The following is a 17812-nucleotide window of genomic DNA, read 5'->3' as shown; positions in this document are numbered from 1 at the left end:
GAGTGGCTACGATATGGCAGAAAGAAAAAGGAGTCAGGCATGGCGGGGGTTATGGATTCAGTCAACCAGCGCACACAGCTGGTTGGGCAGAATCGCCTGGAATTGCTGCTGTTCCGCCTCAATGGCGCGCAGCTTTACGGCATCAATGTGTTCAAGGTCCGCGAGGTGCTGCAATGCCCTGAGCTGACCGTGCTGCCCAAGTCCCACCCAGTGGTGCGTGGTGTGGCCAACATTCGTGGGGCGACCATTCCGATTCTCGACCTGTCGATGGCCACCGGCTTGCCCGGGCTGCAGGAAGAGACTCGCAACAGCTTCGTGATCATCACCGAGTACAACACCAAGACCCAAGGTTTTCTGGTGCACTCGGTCGAGCGCATCGTCAACATGAACTGGGAAGAAATCCACCCGCCACCCAAGGGCACCGGCCGCGACCATTACCTGACTGCGGTTACCCGGGTGGACAACCGCATGGTTGAAATCATCGACGTGGAAAAGGTACTGGCCGAGGTGGCGCCGTCGTCCGAGTCGGTGTCAGCCGGTGTGGTCGATGCCGACACCCAGGACAAGGCCGTGCTGCTGCGTGTGCTGACCGTTGACGATTCGTCGGTGGCGCGCAAGCAGGTCAGCCGCTGCCTGCAGACGGTCGGTGTCGAGGTGGTGGCGCTCAATGATGGGCGCCAGGCCTTGGACTACCTGCGCAAACTGGTGGAGGAGGGCAAGCGGCCGGAAGAAGAGTTCCTGATGATGATTTCGGACATCGAGATGCCGGAGATGGACGGTTATACGCTGACCGCCGAGATCCGCAGTGACCCGCGCATGCAAAAGCTGCATATCTGCCTGCATACTTCGCTGTCCGGGGTGTTCAACCAGGCGATGGTCAAGAAGGTCGGTGCCGATGACTTCCTGGCCAAGTTCAGGCCGGACGACCTGGCCCAGCGCGTGGTCGACCGGATCAAGGCAACGCATTGAAGTAGCCGGGAGGCGACTCCCGGTACCTGTGATTGAAAAGAGGCCGCAGTAGTGTCTACGGGTAATTTGGATTTCGAACAGTTCCGGGTATTCCTGGAGAAAGCCTGTGGCATCCTGCTGGGTGAGAACAAGCAGTACCTGGTCTCCAGCCGTCTCAACAAGCTGATGGAGCAGCAGGGCATCAAGAGCCTGGGCGAACTGGTGCAGCGCATCCAGGCTCAGCCGCGTGGGGGGCTGCGCGAGCAGGTGGTGGATGCGATGACCACCAACGAAACCTTGTGGTTTCGCGATACCTACCCATTCGAAGTGCTGAAGAACAAGGTCATTCCCGAGTTCATCAAGAACAACCCCGGCCAGCGCCTGCGCATGTGGTCGGCGGCCTGCTCGTCGGGCCAGGAGCCGTACTCCATTTCGATGGCCATCGATGAGTTCGAGCGCAGCAACCTGGGCCAGTTGAAGATGGGCGCGCAGATCGTTGCCACCGACCTGTCCGGGTCGATGCTCAACAACTGCAAGACCGGTGAATACGACAGCCTGGCGATCGCCCGCGGCTTGTCCCAGGAGCGCCTGCAGCGCTATTTCGACACCAAGGGGCCGGGGCGCTGGGCGGTCAAGCCGGCGATTCGCAGCCGTGTCGAGTTCCGCTCGTTCAACCTGCTCGACAGCTACGCGGCGTTGGGCAAGTTCGACATCGTGTTCTGCCGGAATGTGTTGATCTATTTCTCGGCTCAGGTGAAGAAAGACATCCTGCTGCGTATTCATAGCACCTTGAAGCCAGGTGGATACCTCTTCCTGGGGGCGTCCGAGGCGCTCAATGGGTTGCCGGACCACTACCAGATGGTGCAGTGCAGCCCCGGGATCATTTACCAGGCCAAGTGATCGGCTGCGAGCGCCTGCCGGTCTGTTTCGGGCAGGCCTGAGCGCGAACGCCGCCCGCGCGGCGCTCGCGCTCAAAAGGCTGATGTTCCAAGCAGCATGTTGCCCCCCCCCCGGCGCCACCCCCGCCTGTTGACGTCAATTTTTTGTTTTGCCGCTTTTGCCGCCCGGCAATTGCCGCTTTGCGTTGTTCAGGCGGAAGCCTTTTGCCGCTTTTCTGGCATCGCGCCATCAGCCATCCCCGCCCCAGCCCAGTGTTTCTGGCCTTTCCGAACATTGGCACAGCCCTTGCTATAGCTTGGCCAACGATATTCCGGTCAACCTTCGAAGGTTTCCCCGACATGAGCATCAGTTTCGACAAGGCGCTTGGCATCCATGAAAAGGCACTGGGCTTCCGCGCCCAGCGCGCCGAAGTGCTGGCCAACAACATCGCCAACGCTGACACGCCCAATTACAAGGCGCGTGACATGGACTTCTCTTCGGTGCTCGCCGCCGAAAGCCAGAAGCAGCAGAGCGGTGGCCGCTTTGCCATGGACCGAACCAACAGCCGTCACATCGAGGCCGAAGGCCTGGCAATGGCTGACGACACGCTGCAGTACCGCACGCCGACGCAGCCGTCGATCGACCAGAACACCGTGGACGCCCAGATCGAGCAATCGAACTACACGGAAAACGCCATTGGCTTCCAGGCCAGCTTCACCCTGCTCAACAGTAAATTCAAAGGGCTGGTTTCTGCCCTGCGAGGAGAATGACCATGTCCCTGTCCAGTGTCTTCAACATTGCCGGTAGCGGCATGAGCGCGCAGAACACCCGCCTCAACACCGTTGCTTCCAACATTGCCAACGCCGAGACGGTTTCGTCGAGTATCGATCAGACCTACCGCGCGCGGCACCCGGTGTTCGCCACCACCTTCCAGAATGCGCAGGCCGGCGGCAGCCAGTCGCTGTTCGAAGACCAGGGCGAGGCAGGGCAGGGAGTGCAGGTCAAGGGCATCATCGAAGACCAGAGCAACCTCGAAGCACGCTACGAGCCCAACCATCCGGCGGCGAACAAGGACGGTTACGTCTACTACCCGAACGTCAATGTGGTCGAGGAGATGGCTGACATGATCTCCGCCAGCCGCGCGTTCCAGACCAACGCCGAGCTGATGAACACCGCCAAGAACATGATGCAGAAAGTGCTGACCCTGGGTCAGTGATAAGGAATCCGGACCATGGCAGTCGATAGCACCAGCGGTGTGAACCTCAATGATGTCCTGACAGCGTCGGGCGTCGGTGGTACCACCAAGAAAACCACCGATACCGTGTCCAAGACCGGTACCGATACGCTTGGCAAGGACGCGTTCCTGCAGTTGCTGGTTACCCAGATGCAGCACCAGAACCCGCTGGATCCGCAGGAGAACGGTGAGTTCGTGGCCCAGCTGGCGCAGTTCAGCAGCCTGGAAGGCATCACCTCCCTGAACGAGTCGGTCAGCAGCATCACCAATGCCATGGCTTCGTCCCAGGCCCTGCAGGCCTCGTCGCTGGTCGGCCGTTCGGTGGTGGTACAGAACGACAAGGCGGTGGTCGATACCACTGAAAGCTTCAATGCACAGTTCGTCGTGCCGCAGGCAATCAGTGAAGCGAAGATCACGATCAAGGACAAGGACGGCAACACCGTCAAGACCATCGAGCTGGGCGAGCAGAAAGCCGGCTATGCCGACTTCATCTGGGACGGCACCAACGACAGCGGCGAGAAGGTCGACCCGGGCACTTATACCTTCGCCGCCAGCACCACCGTGGATGGCCAGTCGGTGCAAATGAGCACGCTGCTGCCGGCCAAGGTGACCAGCGTCAGCTTCAATGCCACCGGCGAAATGGTGCTCAACCTTGCTGGCGTCGGCAAGGTCTCCCTCTCTGACATACAAACCATCGGTATCTAAGGTCCGCCAGCGCGGCGCAGGAGCGAATTCATGTCTTTCAATATCGGCCTTAGCGGTCTGTACGCAGCCAACAAACAGCTGGACGTTACCGGCAACAACATCGCCAACGTCAACACCACTGGATTCAAATCCTCGCGTGCCGAGTTCGCCGACGTCTATGCCGGCGCCAATCGCCTGGGTGTGGGCAAGAATCAGGTCGGCAACGGCGTGCGTCTGGCGGCTATCTCGCAGCAGTTCTCCCAGGGTGACGTCAATAACACGGGCAACGTGTTGGACATGGGGATCCAGGGCCAGGGCTTCTTCGTCCTGTCCGACAACGGTTCTCGCGTCTACACCCGTGCCGGTGCGTTCCAGGCCGACAAGAACAACTTCGTGGTCACCTCGGACGGCCTGCGCCTGCAAGGCTACGCGGCCGATGCGAACGGTAAGATCCAGAAGGGTGTGCTGACTGACCTGCAGATCGACACCTCGGCGCTGCAGCCAAAAGCCACCTCGCTGATTGACCAAGGCATCAACCTGAACTCCTCGGCCACCGATATTCCACTGGAAATTGATGATGGCACGGGTGCGATGGTGCCTAATCTGCCGTTCGACCCTACCGACGAGACGACCTACACCAAGTCGTTCCCGACCAAGGTGTACGACAGCCAGGGTAACGAGCACACCATGGAGCAGTTCTACCGCAAGACCGGTACGAACGAATGGACCATGTACACGTTGGTCGACGGTCGAAACCCGTTCGATCCTGCTTCCACCACGCCGCTGACCGGCACCATCAGTTTCAGCAGCGATGGTTCTGTGAGCAGCATGACTGCCGATAACACGGGCCATCCGGCGGGTGCTTCGTTCACCGTGACCAACAACACCTTCACCATGACCGGTTGGGTGCCAGCGGTCGAGGATTCGGCAGGCAACTGGGCGTCCAATGGCGCTGCGGGTAACGCCGATGGCATGAAGCTGTCGATGAACAGCACCACGTCCTACAACACCGAGACCGCGCGCATGTCGCAGTCCCAGGATGGTTACGCCACCGGTATCCTGTCGAGCCTGAGCATCGACTCCACCGGCGTGATGTTCGCCAGCTTCAGCAACCAGCAGTCGCGCGCCATTGGCCAGGTGGCGCTGGCCAGCTTCGCCAACGAGCAGGGCTTGCAGCAGATCGGCGGCACCCGCTGGACCGAAACCTTCTCTTCCGGCATTCCCGGCATCGACGAGCCCAAGACCGGTACTCTGGGTAGCGTCGAGTCCAATGCGCTGGAGGCTTCGAACGTCAACCTGACCCAGGAGTTGGTCGAGCTGATCAAGGCGCAGAGCAACTACCAGGCGAACGCCAAGACCATCTCCACCGAAAGCACCATCATGCAGACCATCATCCAGATGACCTGATGGTCGCGGGTTGATTGTGTGAAGACGAACCCCTTTGCCATGAAGGGGTTCGTCGTTTTTGTGGGAGGGCTTATGAAAAAGTGGCTTGTCGCCGCGCTTGCCGTGTTCTGCCTGTATCAGGCTCATGCGGGTACTGCGCCCTGGTGGCGCTGGGAAAGCCAGGTGGATGGGCGCCTGGTGTGCTCGCAGTGGTCGCCGGGGGAGGACTGGAAGCGTTTTGCCGGGCCCTACAACAATGGCGGTTGCCGCGATCGGTGATTGCCTGCGCCGGCCTCATCGCCGGCAAGCCGGCCACAGGGTTTGGCAGCGCTGCGGATATTGGGGGCAACTGTCTTACCCAATATCCAGAAGTTGACGCGATCCTTGTGGGCCGGCTTGCCGGCGATGGGGCCGGTGCGCACTCCTGCGTTGCCGCTACCGGCAACCCCGCGCCGGATAACCGGCGTTCTCCTGCCCGGTAGCGCCCTTCAAGGCCCGTATTTACGGGCTTTTTCAGCATTTCAAAAAGTTGGTTCGGAACTTGCTTTAGTGCCTGCACAGCAACGGCGAGCGGCAAACGATCGCCAGTGCAGCGGAGGATGACTGTGGACAAGATGCTTTACGTGGCCATGACCGGCGCCAGCCAGAACGCGCTGGCGCAGAAGGCCCACGCCAACAACCTGGCGAACATTTCCACCAATGGTTTCCAGCGTGACCTGGAGCAGGCGCGCTCGATGCCGGTGTTCGGTGACAGCTTTCCGTCGCGGGCGTTTGCCATGACCGAGCGTCCGGCCACCGACTTCAGTGAAGGGCCCATGGTCGAGACCGGGCGTGACCTGGACGTGGCGGTGGCGGGGCAGGGCTTCATTGCCGTGCAGGCCCCCGATGGCAGCGAAGCCTACGTACGTACCGGTAGCCTGAACATCGATGCCCTCGGCGTGCTGCGCGCCGGTAATGGCATGCCGGTGATCGGCAACGGCGGGCCGATCGCCATTCCGCCAGAGCAGAAAGTCGAAGTCGGCGCTGACGGCACCATCAGCATCCGCTCCATGGGTGAAGACCCGCGGGTGATGGCTGAGGTCGACCGGATCAAGCTGGTCAACCCGGACACCAAGGGCCTGACCAAGGGTCTGGACGGGTTGATCCACACCACCAGCGGCCAGCCGGCAGCTGCCGATGTCAACGTCAAGGTCGTATCTGGCTTCCTCGAAGGCAGCAACGTCAATGCCGTCGAAGAAATGACGTCGGTGCTGGCGCTGTCTCGCCAATTCGAACTGCACGTGAAGATGATGAACGCGGCCAAGGAAGGCGATGAAGCCATGGCGCGTGTTTTGCAACTCGGCTAACCACACTTGAACGGGTGCCGTAAAACAGGCGCACGAGGAGAATACTGATGCTTCCGGCTCTTTGGGTCGCTAAAACCGGCCTGTCCGCCCAGGACACCAACCTGACGGTCATTTCCAACAACCTGGCCAACGTTTCGACCACGGGCTTCAAGCGCGACCGCGCCGAATTCCAGGACCTGCTGTACCAGATCAAACGCCAGCCAGGCGCGCAGTCCACCCAGGACAGCGAACTGCCGTCGGGCCTGCAGGTCGGTACCGGTGTGCGCATCGTCGGTACCCAGAAAAACTTCCAGACCGGCAGCCTGCAGACCACCGAAAACCCGCTGGACATGGCGGTCAACGGCCGTGGTTTCTTCCAGGTGTTGCAGCCGGACGGTACGGTTTCGTACACCCGTGACGGTACCTTCCACCTGAACTCCGACGGCCAGATCGTCACCGCCAACGGCTTCGCGCTGGAGCCTGCGGTGGTCGTGCCGAACGACGCCCAGACCTTCACCGTAGGCCAGGACGGCACCGTGTCGATCACCACCGCTGGCAACCCGGCAGCGCAGGTCATCGGCAACATCCAGACCGCCGACTTCATCAACCCGGCCGGCCTGCAGGCGATCGGCGACAACCTGTTCCTGGAAACCGCTGCCAGTGGTGCCCCACAGGTCGGTACCCCTGGCCTGAACGGCTTCGGCACCACCCTGCAACAGACCCTGGAAAACTCCAACGTCAGCACCGTGGAAGAGCTGGTGAACATGATCACCACGCAGCGCGCCTACGAGATGAACTCCAAGGTCATCTCCACTGCTGACCAGATGCTGTCGTTCGTCACTCAGCAGCTGTAAGCCCAAGTCCCTGTTACACCGTGAGGTAAGCGTCATGAATCGTCTGTTGTCCCTGTTCGCCCTGGGGGGGGCGGTGTTGCTGGCTGGTTGCGTCGCGCCGACGCCCAAGCCCAACGACCCGTACTACGCGCCGGTTTTGCCGCGCACCCCGTTGCCGGCAGCGGCCAACAACGGTTCGATCTACCAGGCCGGCTTCGAGCAGAACCTGTACAGCGACCGCAAGGCGTTCCGCGTGGGTGACATCATCACCATCACGCTCAACGAACGTACCTCGGCCAGCAAGAATGCCGGTTCGCAGATCCAGAAGGACAGCAGCGCCAACATCGGCCTGACCTCGCTGTTCGGTGCCACGCCGAACACCAACAACCCGTTCGGCGGCGGCGACCTGTCGCTGGAGGCGGGCTACAGCGGTGAACGTGCCACCAAAGGTGACAGCAAGGCCACCCAGGGCAACACGTTGACCGGCTCGATCACCGTCACCGTCGCCGAAGTGTTGCCCAACGGTATCATCGCCGTGCGGGGTGAGAAGTGGATGACCCTGAACACCGGCGAAGAGCTGGTGCGCATCGCCGGGCTGATCCGCGCCGACGACATCGCCACCGACAACACCGTGCCGTCCACCCGTGTGGCCGACGCGCGCATCACCTATTCGGGTACCGGTTCCTTCGCCGACGCCAGCCAGCCTGGCTGGCTGGACCGTTTCTTCCTCAGCCCGCTTTGGCCCTTCTGAGTACGGATGAACATGTTCAACGTCAGGCAACTGATTGCCGCAACCTTGCTTCTGTCCTGTGCGTTCGGCGCCCATGCCGAGCGCCTCAAGGACATCGCCAGTATTTCGGGCGTGCGTTCCAACCAGTTGATCGGTTACGGCCTGGTGGTGGGCCTCAACGGCACGGGTGACCAGACCACCCAGACGCCGTTCACGCTGCAGACGTTCAACAACATGCTGTCGCAGTTCGGCATCAAAGTGCCCGCCGGCTCCGGCAACGTGCAGTTGAAGAACGTCGCCGCAGTGTCGGTGCATGCTGACTTGCCGCCCTTCGCCAAGCCGGGCCAGGTGGTGGACATTACCGTGTCCTCGATCGGCAACTCCAAGAGCCTGCGCGGCGGTAGCCTGCTGATGACTCCGCTCAAGGGTATCGACGGCAACGTCTACGCCATTGCCCAGGGCAACCTGGTGGTCGGCGGCTTCGATGCCGAAGGCCGCGATGGCTCGAAGATCACCGTCAACGTTCCGTCGGCGGGTCGTATTCCAGGTGGCGCTTCGGTGGAGCGTGCCGTACCGAGCGGGTTCAACCAGGGCAATACCCTGACGTTGAACCTCAACCGGCCCGACTTCACCACCGCCAAGCGTATCGTCGACAAGGTCAACGAACTGCTCGGCCCAGGTGTCGCCCAGGCGGTGGACGGCGGCTCGGTGCGCGTCAGCGCGCCGATGGACCCGACCCAGCGTGTGGACTACCTGTCGATCCTCGAAAACCTGGAGATCGACCCGGGCCAGGCCGTTGCCAAGGTCATCATCAACTCGCGTACCGGCACCATCGTGATCGGCCAGAACGTCAAGGTTTCGCCGGCGGCGGTGACCCACGGCAGCCTGACCGTGACCATCACCGAAGACCCGATCGTCAGCCAGCCGGGGCCGTTCTCCAATGGCGAGACCGCCGTGGTGCCACGCTCGCGGGTCAACGCGCAACAGGAAGCCAAGCCAATGTTCAAGTTCGGCCCGGGCACCACGCTGGATGAAATCGTCCGTGCGGTGAACCAGGTGGGCGCAGCGCCCAGCGACCTGATGGCCATCCTCGAAGCCCTGAAACAGGCCGGCGCCTTGCAGGCCGACCTGATCGTGATCTGAGGACGCCACGCATGAACTCGAAAAGCCTGGTTTCCAGCGCCGCCGACAGCGGCGCCTACACCGACCTCAATCGCCTGAGCTCGCTCAAGCACGGTGATCGCGACAGCGATGCCAACGTGCGCAAGGTGGCCCAGGAATTCGAGTCGCTGTTCATCAGCGAAATGCTCAAGGCCTCGCGCAAGGCCAGTGATGTACTGGCCGACGACAACCCGATGAACAGCGCGACGGTCAAGCAGTACCGCGACATGTACGACCAGCAGCTGGCTGTGAGCATGTCCCGCGAGGGGGGCGGTATCGGCCTGCAGGACGTGCTGGTGCGCCAGCTGTCGAAGAACAAGAGCGCGCCGGTCAACACCAGCCCGTTCCCCCGTAGCGAAGGCAGTGCGCCGGCGCTGTGGGGCAACAAGGTAGCCGACCCGGTACATGCCGTGCAGTCGACTGCCACCCGCAATGACGTTGCCGCGCTCAATTCAAGGCGCCTGGCGTTGCCAGGCAAGCTGACCGACCGCTTGCTGGCCGGTATCGTGCCCTCGGCGGGCAACCCGGCGGCAGCCACCAATACCGCCGCCGTACCGGCCCGCGATGGGCAGCAGGTGGCGCAGAGCTTCGCCGTGCCCGAGCGCGGGCTGCGCATCACCGGCCGTGCCGTGGCGCAGCCGCCTCTGGCGCCGAAAAAAGCGTTCACCGACAGCGACGCATTCGTCGCCACCATGCTGCCGATGGCCGAGCAGGCCGCCAAGCGCATCGGTGTCGACCCGCGCTACCTGGTGGCCCAGGCAGCCCTTGAAACCGGCTGGGGCAAGTCGGTCATGCGCAACAGCGATGGCAGCAGCAGCCACAACCTGTTCGGCATCAAAGCCACGGGCAATTGGGAAGGCGATTCGGCGCGGGCGATCACCAGCGAGTTCCGTGACGGCCAGTTCGTCAAGGAGACCGCAGCGTTCCGCTCCTACGACTCCTATCAGGACAGCTTCCACGACCTGGTCAGCCTGCTGCAGAACAATTCCCGCTATCAAGAAGCGGTGAAGGCGGCCGATAAGCCAGAACAGTTCGTGCAAGAGTTGCAAAAGGCCGGGTACGCCACCGACCCGAATTACGCCAGCAAGATCTCGCAGATCGCAAGACAGATGAAGTCGTACGAGAGCTATGCATCGCTCGGTACCACAACACCACTTTAAGGGTATGGAAACATGGCGAGTTTGATCAACATTGGCATGTCGGGATTGTCGGCCTCCCAGTCGGGGCTGCATACCACAGGCAACAACATCGCCAACGCCGATGTCGCCGGGTACTCCCGTCAGCAGAATATCCAGCGTGCCAAGGGCTCGCTCCAGGAAGGCCAGCTGTTCATGGGCACCGGTACGACGCTGGCGGATGTGCGCCGGGTGTACAATGCCTTCCTGGATGCACAGTTGCAGACCGCCACCTCGCTCAACAGTGACAGCACCGCCTACCTGAACCAGGTCACGCCGCTCAACAACTTGTTGTCTGACAGCAACACCGGTATCACTGGCGCGCTGACCAACTTCTTTTCTGCCTTGCAGAGCGCCGCCAACAAACCGACCGAAGATGCTTCCCGCCAGCTGTTGTTAAGCAATGCCGATGCGTTGGCCAATCGCTTCAACAGCCTGTCTGCCCAGTTCAAGGAGCAGAACACCAACATCAATGGCAACTTGAGCTCGATGACCGCCCGGATCAACGAGCTGACCTCCAGTATCGCGCAGTACAACGAGCAGATTTCCAAGGTTTCGGCAGTCAATGGTCAGCCCAACGACCTGCTCGATCAGCGCAACGAGGCCGTGCGCCAGCTCAATGAGTTGGTGGGCGTGCAAACCGTCGAGCGTGACGGCAATATCGACGTCTACCTGAAGAACGGCCAGTCACTGGTACTGGGCAAGACCACCAACAAGATGAGCGCTGAACCCAGCGCCACCGACCCTACGCAGTTTGCGATCAAGCTCGATCGTGGCAGCACCACCATGGACATCACCAACAGCATCACCGGTGGTGAAATGGGTGGGCTGTTGCGCTACCGCAGTGAAACCCTGGCACCGGCCATGAACGAGCTGGGTCGTATCGCGCTGGTGGTGTCGCAGCAGATCAACTCGCAGCTCGGCCAAGGTATCGACAAGAACGGTGAATTCGGCGCTGCTCTGTTTGGCGACATCAACAGCGACAAAGCCATGTCTGCGCGCAGCACTGCCAAGATTGGCAATGCTGGCGACGCCGCCCTGAATGTGGTCATCCGCGATACCGGCAAGCTGAGCACCAGTGACTATCAGGTGACGTTCGTTGGCCCGACTGCGGACAAGTTCCAGGTCAAGAAGCTGCCTGACGGCACGGACATGGGCACCTATAGCACCAACGACGACCCGGCACCGGTGATCGACGGTTTCAGCATCGACCTCAAGAGCGGTACTGCGGCAGTGGGGGATAGCTTCAAGATTACCCCGACCCGCAATGCCTCGGCAGAGATCGACGTAGTGCTCACCGACGCCAAGCGGCTCGCCTTGGCCGCACCGCTGACCGCCACATCCGGCAGCGGCAATTCCGGTACCGGGGTGATCACCCAGCCGGTACTGACCTCGGTGTTGGACATTGCTGACCCTGCCCAGCGCCTGGAACTGCAAACCGGCATAAAGTATTCCACCCCGGTGCGCCTGGTGTTCGGTGACGAAACCGCCTCACCACAAACCTACGAAGCCTTCGATGCCAAGGGCAACAGCATTGGCACCGGCACCTTCATTCCGGGGCAGAGCAATACCCTGAAGCTTGATGTGCCAATGATCGACGCCTCGGGCAATCCGATCAATGACGCCAGCGGCGTCCAGAAGTCATTCAGCTTCGAGATGGATGTAGCCGGCTCGCCCAAGAATGGCGACAGCTTTACCGTATCGTTGACCGGCGCAGGCTCCTCGGACAACCGCAATGCACTGTCCCTGCAGGAGCTGCAGACCAAACAGACGATGGACATCGGTTCGACCAAGGGCATCAGCATCACCGATGCCTACGGCAAACTGGTGGAAAGTGTGGGTGCCCAGGCCAAGCAGGGCCAAATGGATACCCAGGCAACCGGCGTCATTCTGACTCAGGCTGCCGGCGCCCGCGACTCGTTGTCCGGCGTCCAGCTGGATGAAGAAGCCAGCAACCTGATCAAGTACCAGCAGTACTACACGGCCTCGTCGCAGATCATCAAGACGGCGCAGGACATCTTCAACACCCTGATCGCTGCGCTTTAAGGAGTATTGATCCATGCGTATTTCCACGGCCCAGTTCTACCAGACCAGCGCGGCGAACTACCAGCGCAACTATTCCAACCTGATCAAGACCAACGAAGAGGCCAGTTCCTTCGTCAGGGTCAATACCGCTGCCGATGATCCGGTGGGGGCTGCACGTCTGCTGCAGCTGGGTAATCAGGCAGACATGCTGGCCCAGTACAAGACCAACGCGACAAACATCACCAACTCGCTGAACCAGACCGAGACCACGCTCAATTCGATCAACACGATCCTGACGCGGGTCAACGAGCTGGCGATCGAGTCGGGTAATGCCGGCTACACCGACACCGAACGCAAGGCCAAGGCAGCCGAGCTGGGGCAGTTGGAAGACCAGCTGTTGAGCCTCATGAACAGCCGTGATGAGAACGGCCAGTACCTGTTTGCCGGTTCCAGTACCGACACCGCGCCGTTCGTGCGCAATGCCGATGGTACCTATTCTTATCAAGGTGACCAGACCAAGCTGGAGCTGCAGGTTGGTGACATGCTCAAGATGGCCGGCAACAGCTCTGGCTATAGCGTATTCGAGCAAGCCCTCAACACCAGCCGCACCGAAACCAGCCTGAGCGCCCCCGCGGTGGATGATGGCCGCGTGAAGCTGTCCAATGGGCAAGTGTCCGGCAGCGTCACGTACAACGATCGCTTCCGCAGTGGTCAGCCGTACACAGTCACCATGCTCAGCAGTACCGAGTTCAGCATCACCGACAGCTTGGGCAACGATGTGACCGCCGAGGCCACCCAGGGCGGTAAATTTGATCCCGATACCGTAGGCGGATCGATGATCAGCTTCCGTGGTGTGGACATGCGGCTGAACATCAACCTTCAGGACGGCGACGTTCCGGATGCAGCGGTGGCAGGTCATACCTTCACCCTGCAAAGCAAGCCCGATACCATCACTGCGACCCGTAGCCCGGGCAACCCGTCGAGTGCTCAGGTATCGTCGATCAGCATCACTGATCCGGCCCAGTACAAAGCGATGTTTCCCAATGGCGGTGCGGTCATCAAGTTCACCAGCGCCACGGACTTCGAACTCTATGCCCAGCCGCTGACCGCTGACAGCCGCCCGGTGGCCAGTGGTGCCATGACTGGCAACGTCGCCTCGGCTGCCGGTGTGGACTTCACCTTCACCAACACGCCCGCGCAGCAGTCCGGTGACCAGTACGTGGTGAACGTCGACAACCACCAGACCCAGAACGTTCTGGACACCGTCGCCCAGTTGCGTACGGCGTTGAGCAAGCCGATCGACGGCGACAACGCGGCCTACCAGCAACTGCGTGCAGACCTGGATTCGGCCATCGCCAATATCCAGAGCGGTCAGGACGCGCTCAACACGGCAGTCACCGATATCGGTGCCCGTGGCAAGGCGCTGGAAATCCAGCAAAACACCAACGAGAGTCTGAGCATTGCCAACAGCACCACGCAGTCGTCGATCCGTGACTCGGACCCTGCCACCGTGCTGGTCCGCCTTACCCAGCAGCAGACCTTGCTTCAGGCTTCGCAGGCGGCTTTCGCACGCGTCAGCCAGCTGAGCCTGTTCAACGCCATCGGTTAAGTGCGCCCGTCGCCTTCACCGCTTACCCCTCGGGTACGCGGTGAAGGCGCATTGATTTCCCCGTAGTATCGACTGTTCTGAATTCCCTGCGGGCAGTCATCGGTCGAGAGATTTCCTCGTGAACCCAGCCCCTCTAGTCAGCCTCGTCATTCCCGCCTGCAACCCCCGTTACTTCCGTACTGCTCTGGTCAGCGCCCTGGCTCAGGATTACGCAAACCTCGAAGTCATCGTCTGCGACGACAGCCCAGGTACGCAGATCGAGGCGGTGGTCGATGAGCTGCGCAGTCTTGCACGTCATCCACTGATTTACTTGCGTAACCCGCAACCGCTGGGTTTTGCCGGGAATTTGCAACACGGGCTGGAGCAGAGCCAGGGCGACTACATCAAGTTCCTCTGTGACGATGACCGCCTGATGGCCGATTGCGTGTCCAGCCAGGTGCGACTGTTCCAGGCCCATGACGATGTCAGCCTGGTCGCGGCCAGGCGCCACCAGGTCGATGCTGAAGATCACATTTTGCCGCAGCGTCTGGAAACCAGCCCGGTCACGTTTGGCGACACACTGTTCAACGGTGACGACCTGCTGGATTTCTTCGAGACCCGCCAGCTCAACTTCATCGGCGGGCTGAGCAGCGTGCTGGTGCGTACCCGCGATCTGCGTGAATTGCTGCCTGCGCTGGCGCCGGGCTTTGTGGCAATGCTCGATTTCGTGTTGTTCGTGTGCCTGCTGCGTCGCGGCCATCTGGGCGTGACCGCCGGGGTGCACTGTGTCGAGCGGGTTCATCCCGACCAACTGCGTCGCCAGAGCGATGTGAAGGCTGCCGCTACCAGTGAATCACAACACCTGCGCGACATGTTCGCCGCGCGCACTGCAGTACGTGAGCCGTTCTCCGGTTGGGTGCGGGTGCAAATCCTCCAGGGCGACGAGGGCGATACCCAGCGTATCTGGGAGAACCTGTTCCTGATCCATACCCTGCGCTGCTTGCAGGCGATCCAGGAATCTCATGTCGGCAGCGACAGCGACAGTTTTGCCGAGCTGTACAGCAAATGGCTGGCCTGCCGACAGGATCCGCTGGTGCTCGCGCGTCTGATGCGCCTTAGCGAGCACTGGCCAACTCGTCCGCGTATCGTGCCCGTGGTTATCGACAGCGAGGGTGATGCACAAGCTTTGCAGGTTACCCTGGACAGCATTGAGCGCCAGGCCTATGGCGCAGAGATGACGCTGGTATTGTCCAGCGCGCCGCTGCCAGGCGGCCCAGATGTTCGCAGGGTCCACCAGCCATTGCAGGCCGACTGGGCTGAACAACTGAACACGGCGTTTGACCAGTTGGGCGAGGTGGACTGGATCTACCTGCTGCGTGCTGGCGACCGGCTCAATGCCTTCAGCCTGATGCTCCTGGCCGAGCGGGTCGTATCGCGCCCGCAGATCGCCTGCTGCTATGGCGATGAGGGGGGCGTGCGGGATGAGGCGTCCGTAGAGCCGGTGTTCAAGCCCGACTTCAACCTCGATTTGATGCGCGGCTACCCCTATACCGGTCGCATGCTGGCGTTCTCGCTTGACGCCTTGCGGGCACTGGGCGGTTTCACGCCCGGATATCGCGAGCTGGCGCCGCACGATCTGCTCTGGCGTCTTGTGGAAAGCCGCGGCCCCCATGCCATCGAGCACATTCCGGAAGTGCTGGCCGAAAGCGCGTTCAGCTACGCTGCCTGGCTGTCTTCGCAGGCAGTGGTTGAGGAAAATCCGAAACTGCTGGATGCCCACCTCAGGCGCTTGGGCGTGACCTACCGGCTGCAGAACAGTGGCGGGGCAATCAACCAGGTCCGCTACCTGCACGCCACCCAGCCACTGGTAAGCCTGGTGATCAGTGCCCAGGACCAGTTGCCTGCCCTCGAGCGCTGCCTGGAAAGCGTGCTTGAGAAGACCGCCTACGGTCACTACGAAGTGCTGATTGTCGACAATGCCAGTCAAGGTGCCGAGACTCACGCCTGGCTCAGCGCCCTTCAACAGCTGGGCGAAGACAAGTTGCGGGTCCTGATGCTTGGCGAGCAGGCCAGCTTCGCCGCTGTGCAGAACCTTGCCGCGCAACACGCCCGGGGTGAATACCTGCTGATGCTGAGCCCGTTCGCTGTGGTCACCGAGCCAGACTGGCTCGACGCACTGCTCAGCCATGGCCAGCGCCCTGAAGTCGGAGCGGTGGGTGCCAAGCTCTGCAACGCCCACGGTCTGATCGTGCATGCGGGCGGCGTGCTGGGCCTGCGTGGCGCCGTGGGGTCGCCGTTCGTGGGCGAGACGATGGAGGCGGGCGGTTACATGCAGCGCTTGCAAGTGGCGCAGAATTATTCTGCTGTCGGCGCTGATTGCCTGTTGGTGCGCAAAGAGCTGTTCCTGTCGTTGGGCGGGCTCAATGAAAGCGTCTTCAGCCTGGCCTTCAGCGATATCGACCTGGGCCTGCGCCTGGGCGAAGCCGGGTACCTCGTGGTGTGGGCGCCGGATGCCCGGCTGGTACTTGACCCGCCAGCGCCGGCGGCGATCGATGCGCAGGCTGAAGCCGAGCGCCAGGCCCGGCTGGCGCAACAGCATGATGCCTTCTTCAAGGCCTGGATGCCGGTGGTGGCGCGTGACCCCGCTTACAATATCAACCTGTCCCTGAACGGCTCCAGCTTCTGTCTGGATCCGGGCCTCAAGGCCGCCTGGACGCCTTTCGTCAGCCGTCCACTGCCCCATGTGCTCGCATTGCCAATGAACAAGACTGCGGTCGGGCATTACCGGGTGATCCAGCCGCTGGTCGAGCTGGAGAAGGCTGGCTGGGTGACCCAGCAGCAGTACTTCGAGATACCGAGCAACGTCGAGCTGGAACGCAGCTCGCCGGATGTGGCAATTCTGCAGGGGCGTTATACCGAAGGGTTCGTCAAGGAGATCGAGCGCCTCAAGACCTTCTCCAAGGGCTTTTGCATCTACGAGCTGGACGACTACGTGATTGATGTGCCGAAGAAGAACGGGCACCTCAAGCACACGCCAAAAGATCTGGAAAAATCCCTGCGCCGAGGTATCGAACGCTGTGATCGGCTGGTGGTCTCGACCCAGGCGCTGGCGGATGCCCTGCATGACACCCATAGCGATATCCGGGTAATGCCGAACATGCTGGCCGAGCAGCTCTGGACCGGTTTGCGTAGCCAGCGCCGCAGCGCGCGCAAGCCGCGGGTGGGTTGGGGCGGTGGCACCAGCCATACCGGCGACCTGGAAGTGATTGCCGAGGTGGTCAAGACCTTGGCGAACGAAGTCCAATGGGTGTTCTTCGGTATGTGTCCGCCGGCATTGCGGCCCTACATCAGCGAGTTCCATCCGCCGGTGCCGCTGGAGCTGTACCCGGCCAAGCTCGCCAGCCTGAACCTGGACCTGGCCTTGGCGCCACTGGAGTATCACATCTTCAATGACTGCAAGAGCAACTTGCGCTTGCTGGAATACGGCGCGTGCGGGTACCCGGTGATCGTCACCGATACCCGTGCCTATGAAGGCTACTTGCCGTGCACGCGGATCAAGACCAACAGCACCGCCGAGTGGCTGGAGGCGATCCGCATGCACCTGGCGGACCCTGACGAAAGTTTCCGCCAGGGCGACTGTCTGAAGCAGGAAGTGCTGCGTGACTATGTGCTGCGCGAAGAGCACGTTCAGCATTGGTACAGCGGCTGGATGCCGGGCTGACTGCGGGGTGTATGGACGACACCAGTAAAGCGCCTTCTGGCGCGTTTCCTGCAAGCCCCCCGTCATATCGCCATAAATCGTGCAGCCACACGACTTATGGCCGGTGACGAACACGAGGGGACG

Annotated in this window: 15 protein-coding genes; all 15 read left to right on the top strand. The window is 61.5% G+C overall.

What is annotated here, in order from left to right:
* The first annotated feature begins 39 nt into the window (after positions 1–39).
* The 15 genes from JNA92_RS10480 (at position 40) to JNA92_RS10410 (ending at position 17689) form a co-directional block, all read left to right on the top strand.
* Entirely contained in the window at positions 40–969 is a 930-nt protein-coding gene (locus tag JNA92_RS10480; protein ID WP_241804605.1) for a chemotaxis protein CheV, read from the top strand.
* A gap of 51 nt (positions 970–1020) precedes the next feature.
* Complete coding sequence (gene cheR, locus JNA92_RS10475) at positions 1021–1848, top strand: protein-glutamate O-methyltransferase CheR (RefSeq protein ID WP_012315563.1); 828 nt, start codon at positions 1021–1023, stop codon at positions 1846–1848.
* A 338-nt stretch (positions 1849–2186) separates the two neighbouring features.
* Entirely contained in the window at positions 2187–2597 is a 411-nt protein-coding gene (gene flgB / locus JNA92_RS10470) for a flagellar basal body rod protein FlgB (RefSeq protein WP_012315562.1), read from the top strand.
* Positions 2598–2599: 2 nt separating this feature from the next.
* Positions 2600–3043: a flagellar basal body rod protein FlgC gene (gene flgC, locus JNA92_RS10465; protein ID WP_012315561.1), complete on the top strand. Its 444-nt coding sequence runs from the start codon at positions 2600–2602 to the stop codon at positions 3041–3043.
* 15 nt (positions 3044–3058) lie between these two features.
* On the top strand, positions 3059–3766 hold the full coding sequence (gene flgD, locus JNA92_RS10460) for a flagellar hook assembly protein FlgD (RefSeq protein ID WP_241804604.1): 708 nt from the start codon (positions 3059–3061) through the stop codon (positions 3764–3766).
* 30 nt (positions 3767–3796) lie between these two features.
* Positions 3797–5152, top strand: coding sequence for a flagellar hook protein FlgE (gene flgE, locus JNA92_RS10455; protein WP_241804603.1), 1356 nt, complete (start codon positions 3797–3799; stop codon positions 5150–5152).
* 72 nt (positions 5153–5224) lie between these two features.
* Complete coding sequence (locus JNA92_RS10450) at positions 5225–5410, top strand: hypothetical protein (RefSeq protein WP_241804602.1); 186 nt, start codon at positions 5225–5227, stop codon at positions 5408–5410.
* Positions 5411–5736: 326 nt separating this feature from the next.
* On the top strand, positions 5737–6477 hold the full coding sequence (gene flgF, locus JNA92_RS10445) for a flagellar basal-body rod protein FlgF (RefSeq protein ID WP_042111635.1): 741 nt from the start codon (positions 5737–5739) through the stop codon (positions 6475–6477).
* 47 nt (positions 6478–6524) lie between these two features.
* Positions 6525–7310 (top strand): flagellar basal-body rod protein FlgG, encoded by a 786-nt coding sequence (flgG, locus tag JNA92_RS10440; RefSeq protein WP_012315556.1) that lies wholly within the window; start codon positions 6525–6527, stop codon positions 7308–7310.
* Between the two features lie 34 nt (positions 7311–7344).
* Positions 7345–8040 (top strand): flagellar basal body L-ring protein FlgH, encoded by a 696-nt coding sequence (gene flgH, locus JNA92_RS10435; protein WP_241804601.1) that lies wholly within the window; start codon positions 7345–7347, stop codon positions 8038–8040.
* A gap of 12 nt (positions 8041–8052) precedes the next feature.
* Entirely contained in the window at positions 8053–9162 is a 1110-nt protein-coding gene (locus JNA92_RS10430) for a flagellar basal body P-ring protein FlgI (RefSeq protein ID WP_241804600.1), read from the top strand.
* Positions 9163–9173: 11 nt separating this feature from the next.
* Complete coding sequence (gene flgJ / locus JNA92_RS10425) at positions 9174–10340, top strand: flagellar assembly peptidoglycan hydrolase FlgJ (RefSeq protein WP_241804599.1); 1167 nt, start codon at positions 9174–9176, stop codon at positions 10338–10340.
* 12 nt (positions 10341–10352) lie between these two features.
* On the top strand, positions 10353–12401 hold the full coding sequence (gene flgK, locus JNA92_RS10420) for a flagellar hook-associated protein FlgK (RefSeq protein WP_241804598.1): 2049 nt from the start codon (positions 10353–10355) through the stop codon (positions 12399–12401).
* A gap of 13 nt (positions 12402–12414) precedes the next feature.
* Positions 12415–13989, top strand: a complete 1575-nt coding sequence (locus JNA92_RS10415; RefSeq protein WP_241804597.1) for a flagellar hook-associated protein 3 — start codon at positions 12415–12417, stop codon at positions 13987–13989.
* A gap of 118 nt (positions 13990–14107) precedes the next feature.
* Complete coding sequence (locus tag JNA92_RS10410) at positions 14108–17689, top strand: glycosyltransferase (RefSeq protein ID WP_241804596.1); 3582 nt, start codon at positions 14108–14110, stop codon at positions 17687–17689.
* The last annotated feature ends 123 nt before the right edge of the window (positions 17690–17812 follow it).

Origin of the sequence: Pseudomonas putida (assembly GCF_022627325.1) — a bacterium.
GTDB lineage: Bacteria > Pseudomonadota > Gammaproteobacteria > Pseudomonadales > Pseudomonadaceae > Aquipseudomonas > Aquipseudomonas putida_X.
This window is presented reverse-complemented; position numbering and strand designations above follow the sequence as displayed.